At 67.5% G+C, this 5,121-nt stretch carries 3 protein-coding genes; all 3 read right to left on the bottom strand.

Going from position 1 to position 5,121, the window contains the following annotated elements; translation table 11 throughout:
* A partial coding sequence (gene narJ, locus A9W96_RS17985) for a nitrate reductase molybdenum cofactor assembly chaperone (protein ID WP_067141766.1) occupies positions 1–418 on the bottom strand: 418 nt, incomplete at its 3' end.
* Complete coding sequence (narH, locus tag A9W96_RS17980; RefSeq protein WP_066868681.1) at positions 415–2,043, bottom strand: nitrate reductase subunit beta; 1,629 nt, start codon at positions 2,041–2,043, stop codon at positions 415–417. The genes narJ and narH, both read right to left, overlap by 4 nt.
* Position 2,044: 1 nt before the next feature.
* A partial coding sequence (locus A9W96_RS17975; RefSeq protein ID WP_067141763.1) for a nitrate reductase subunit alpha occupies positions 2,045–5,121 on the bottom strand: 3,077 nt, incomplete at its 5' end.

Raw genomic sequence — 5,121 nt, 5'->3', positions numbered from 1 at the left:
CGACGGTGGCGGCGAATTCGAGCACCACGGCCAGATGATCGGGCGCCTCACCGCCCGGCGGCTGCACCCCCGCCTCGCGGTAGGCGGTGGCGAACGCCAGCATCTCCCGGCCGCGGTTGCGGGTATCGCCCGCGGTCCAGTAGGTCAGGTACATGGTGGCGCGCCGGCGCATGTCGAACGTCGCGACGTAGTCCATCGCCGCGGTCATCGGCTCGACCGCACGCAGCGCCGCGACCGTCCGCCCCAGCAGCGCCGCCGGCGGACCGCTGACATGGCTCAGCAGCTCCTCGACGGTGTCCAGGCGCCCGGCCAACCCGTCGTCAGGGTAGGCCAGCAGCAGGGAGGCCGCCTGCCACACCAGGCGATCCTGCATCGCCCGGGTGGTGGAACGCTCGCGCAGCGCCGAAAGCAGCTTCATCGCTGCCGCCCTTCGGGGAACATGCCGGCGGGCACCTGGCCGCCGTCCCAGTTGAGCAGGTTCACCCGCGTCGACCGCCGTCCGTTGCCGGGGTCTTGTTCAGGAGAGCCGCGCTGCTTGAGGGTGTGGAAGGTCTCCACGGACACCGGCACCGGATCGGACTCGTACATGCCCGGCCCGCCGTCGCCGGTCAACGAGCAGCCCGCCATCTCCTCGAGATCGCGGGCCTGCGGCGCGAACGCGGTCGGAATCACATAGCGCTCTTCGTATTTCGCGATGGCCAGCAGCCGGTACATCTCGTAGATCTCTTCTTCGGTCAGGCCGACCGAATGCGGGATGTGCGGTTGGGTTTCGCGCCCGAGGTTGATGTCGCGCATGTAGGAGCGCATCGCCGCCAGCCGGCGCAACACGCCTTCGACCACGGCGGTGTCGCCGGCGGTGAACAGTTCGGCCAGGTACTGCATCGGGATGCGCAGCGCGTCCAGCGCACCGAACAGGTTGCCGAGGTCTTCCCCGTCGTGGCCGTCGCGGCTGACCGCGTCGACCACCGGCGAGAGCGGCGGGATGTACCAAACCATCGGCATGGTCCGGTATTCCGGGTGCAGCGGCAGCGCCACCTTGTAGGTGTGGATCAGCGCGTAGACCGGGGAACGCTGGGCGGCCTCGATCCACCCGTCCGGGATCCCCTCGGCGCGCGCGCCGGCGATGACGTCCGGGTCATGCGGGTCGAGCAGGATCTCGCACTGCGCCGGATAGAGATCGGTGTCCTTTTCCACCGACGCGGCTTCCAGCACCCGGTCGACGTCATAGAGGACCACGCCCAGGTAGCGCAGCCGCCCCACACAGGTCTCCGAGCAGATGGTCGGCAACCCGACCTCCATCCGCGGGTAACAGAGCGTGCACTTCTCGGCCTTACCCGTCTTGTGGTTGAAATAGACCTTCTTGTAGGGACATCCGGACACACACATCCGCCAGCCGCGACATCGGTCCTGGTCGACCAGCACGATGCCGTCCTCGCTGCGCTTGTACATCGCACCCGAGGGGCACGACGCCACGCAGGACGGGTTGAGGCAGTGCTCGCAGATCCGGGGCAGGTAGAACATGAAGGTTTCTTCGAGCGAGAGCTTGACCTCTTCGCTGACCTTTTTCAGGATCGGGTCCCCGGCCAGGATCTCCGGCGACCCGGCCAGGTTGTCGTCCCAGTTCGGTCCCCACGAAACCTTCATCGGCTCACCGCTGATCAGGCTTCGGGGCGCCGCCGTCGGGAAGGTGTCACCCGCCGGGGCGGTGGTCAGGTTCTCGTAGTCGTAGGTCCAGGGCTCGTAGTAGTCGCCGATGACCGGCAGCTTCGGATTGGCGAAGATGCGCAGCAGTTTTTGCAGCCGCCCGCCGTCACGTAGCCGCAGCCGGCCCTTCTTGTCGCGAATCCAGCCGCCGCGCCAGCGCTCCTGGTCCTCGTAGGTGCGCGGATAGCCTTGTCCGGGACGGGTTTCGACGTTGTTGAACCACACGTACTCGGTGCCGGATCGGTTGGTCCACGCCTGCTTGCACGTCACCGAACAGGTGTGACAGCCGATGCACTTGTCGAGGTTCATCACCATCGCCAACTGGGCCATGACCTTCATGTCAGTACACCACCTCTTGGCTACGACGACGGACGATCGTGACCTCGTCGCGCTGGTTGCCGGTCGGACCCAGGTAGTTGAACGCGAACGCGTGCTGTCCGTAACCGCCGGCCAGGTGGCTGGGCTTGATGCGGACCCGGGTCAGCGCGTTGTGGTTGCCGCCGCGCTTGTTGTTGGTCTCGGAGCGCGGCGTGTCCACCGTGCGCTCCTGGACGTGGTAGACGTACACCACGCCGTCGGGCATCCGGTGCGAGACGATTGCCCGGCACACGTAGATGCCGTTGACGTTCACCGCCTCGACCCAATCGTTGTCGCGCACATTGATTTTCGCCGCATCGCCGGGGCTCATCCACATCGTCGGGCCACCGCGGGACAACGAGAGCATGTAGAGGTTGTCCTGATAGGTGGAGTGGAACGACCACTTCGAGTGCGGGGTCAGGTAGCGCACCGTGAGCCCGATGCCGCCGTTGCCGTCCGGCGTCGGGCCCAGCTCTGGCTGGCCGAACAGGCGCGCCATGTCCAGCGGCGGGCGGAACACCGGCAGGTGCTCGCCGAGTTCCTCGACCCAGTCGTGGGCCAGATAGAAGTGCATCCGCCCGGTCAGGGTGTGGAACGGCTTGAGGTTTTCGATGTTGATGGTGAACGGCGCGTAGCGACGCCCACCCGTTTCGCTGCCCGACCATTCCGGGCTGGTGACCACCGGAACGGGCCGGGCCTGGGTATCGGCGTAGCTGATGCGCTTGTCCTCGCTGCCCTCGGCCAGATGCACGAGCCGCTGACCGGTGCGCTTCTCCAGCTCGTGGAAGCCCTCGACCGCCAGCCGCCCGTTGGTCGTGCCGGACAGCAGCAGCAGCACGTCGGCCATCCGCGACGCGGTGGTGACGGCCGGACGACCCGCTGCCACACCGGAATTGAGCACACCGAACTTGGCGGCCAGCTCCTCGACCTCACGGAACGGGTGCACCGTGACGCCCTTGGTGGTCAGGCCGAACTTGTCCACCAGCGGACCCAGGGTCCGCCACTTGTCGTAGATGGCGCCGTAGTCGCGCTCCACCACGGTGAGCTTGCCCATCGTCCGGCCCGGCACCGGCGTCGCACCCGAGTGCAGCCAATCGCATTCGGTGCCATCGGGATAGGCCATCGCGTCCGGGGTGTCGTGCTGCAGCGCGCTGAGCACCACGTCGGTGCGGGTGCCCAGATGGTCCTTGGCCATCGCACTGAAGGCGCGCGCGATCGCACCGAAAGCGTCGAAGTCCGAACGGGTTTCCCACGGCGGATCGGTCGCGGCGCTGAACGCATGCACGTAGGGGTGCATGTCCGTGCTGGAGATGTCGGCCTTCTCGTACCAGGTGGCCGCCGGCAGCACGATGTCGGACACCAGCGTCGTCGAGGTCATCCGGAAGTCGATCGACATCATCAGGTCGAGCTTGCCCTCGGGAATGTCGCCCTCACACGTCACGCCGGTGGGCCGCACGCCGTCCTCCGGCGGCAGCGCCGAGGCGTTGGAATCGGTGCCCAGCAGATGGCGCAGGAAGTATTCGCCGCCCTTGCCCGACGAGCCGATCAGGTTGGCCCGCCAAACCGTAAGCACCCGTGGCCAATTCACCGGGTTGTCCGGATCGGTCACGGCGAGCTTGAGCTTGCGCTGGCCCAATTGTTCGGCGACATAGTCGGCGACGTCGCGATCGGCGGCGCGCGCCTCGTCCGCGACGTCCAGGCTGGACCGGTCGAACTGGGGGTAATACGGGCTCCACCCCATCGCCACCGCGGACGCCAGCAGGTCCATGGTGTGCTTGCCCGCGAACCTGCCCCGCCCCACCGGGCTGGCCAGCTTGTCCGCGCCGTATCCGTCGTAGCGCCACTGGTCGGTGTGTGCGTACCAGTAGGAGGCGCCGGGCACCTGCCGCGGCGGCCGCACCCAGTCGGTCGCCATCGCCATCGTCTGGAATCCGGTGAGCGGGCGCACCTTTTCCTGGCCGACGTAGTGGGCCCAGCCGCCGCCGTTGCGGCCCATCGACCCGGTCAGCATCAGCAGCGCCAGCACCGCGCGGTAGATCGCGTCGCTGTGGAACCAGTGACAGATGCCGCCACCCATGATGATCATGGAGCGGCCGCCGGATTCCTCGGCGCTGTGCGCGAATTCCCTTGCCACCCGGATGGCCTGGGCGGCCGACACGCCGGTGATCGCCTCCTGCCACGCCGGGGTGTTCTGCTGGGTGGCGTCGTCGTAGCCGGTGGGCCATTCGCCGGGCAGGCCGGGGCGTGCCACCCCATATTGGGCGAGCATCAGGTCGAAGACGGTGCACACCAGGTGCTTGCCGATCCGGCGCACCGGGACACCGCGCGCCACCGTGGTGCCCTCGCCGTCGACTGTGTCGAAGCTGGGCAGGTGAACGAGCGCGGTGTCGTCATCGCCGTTGCGCCCGTTAGCGTCTCGCACGCTGAGCGCCGGCGTCAGGTCGCCCAGGTCGAGGTTCCATTTTCCGACACCCGACTCGCCGTACCGGAATCCCAGCGAGCCGTGCGGCACGACGACCGAATCGGTGATCTGGTCGAGCACCGCGGGCTTGAGCGCGGCGTTCTCGACTGCCTCCCCGAGATCGGCCGCCGTGAGGTTCTTTCCCGGCACCAGCATGTCGCCGCGCTCTTCGAGCTTGATCAGGAACGGCAGGTCGGTGTAGCGCCGGGAATAGTCGGTGAAGAACGGAACCTGCTTTTGCACATAGCATTCCGAGAGGATGACGTGGCCCATCGCCATGGCCAGCGCACCGTCGGTGCCGGCCGCACAGGGCATCCACTCGTCGGCGAACTTGGTGTTGTCGGCGTAGTCCGGGCTCACGGTCACCACCTTGGTGCCGCGGTAGCGCGCCTCGGCCATCCAGTGCGCATCGGGCGTGCGGGTGATCGGGACGTTGGAGCCCCACATCATCAAATACGCTGCGTCCCACCAGTCCCCGGATTCGGGAACGTCGGTCTGGTCGCCGAAGACCTGCGGCGAGGCGACCGGCAGGTCGGCATACCAGTCGTAGAACGACGTCATGGGCGCGCCGATCAGCTCGAAGAACCGCGAGCCCGCGG

The sequence above is a fragment of the Mycobacterium sp. 1245852.3 genome (assembly GCF_001669335.1).
Taxonomy (GTDB): domain Bacteria; phylum Actinomycetota; class Actinomycetes; order Mycobacteriales; family Mycobacteriaceae; genus Mycobacterium; species Mycobacterium europaeum_A.
Note: the sequence above shows the minus strand (reverse complement) of the source record. Positions and strands in the feature narration are given on the sequence as shown.

Coding starts and splice junctions, on each gene's coding strand:
- narH (WP_066868681.1), bottom strand. CDS start 2,043: ATGAAGGTCATGGCCCAGTTGGCGATGGTGATGAACCTCGACAAGTGC.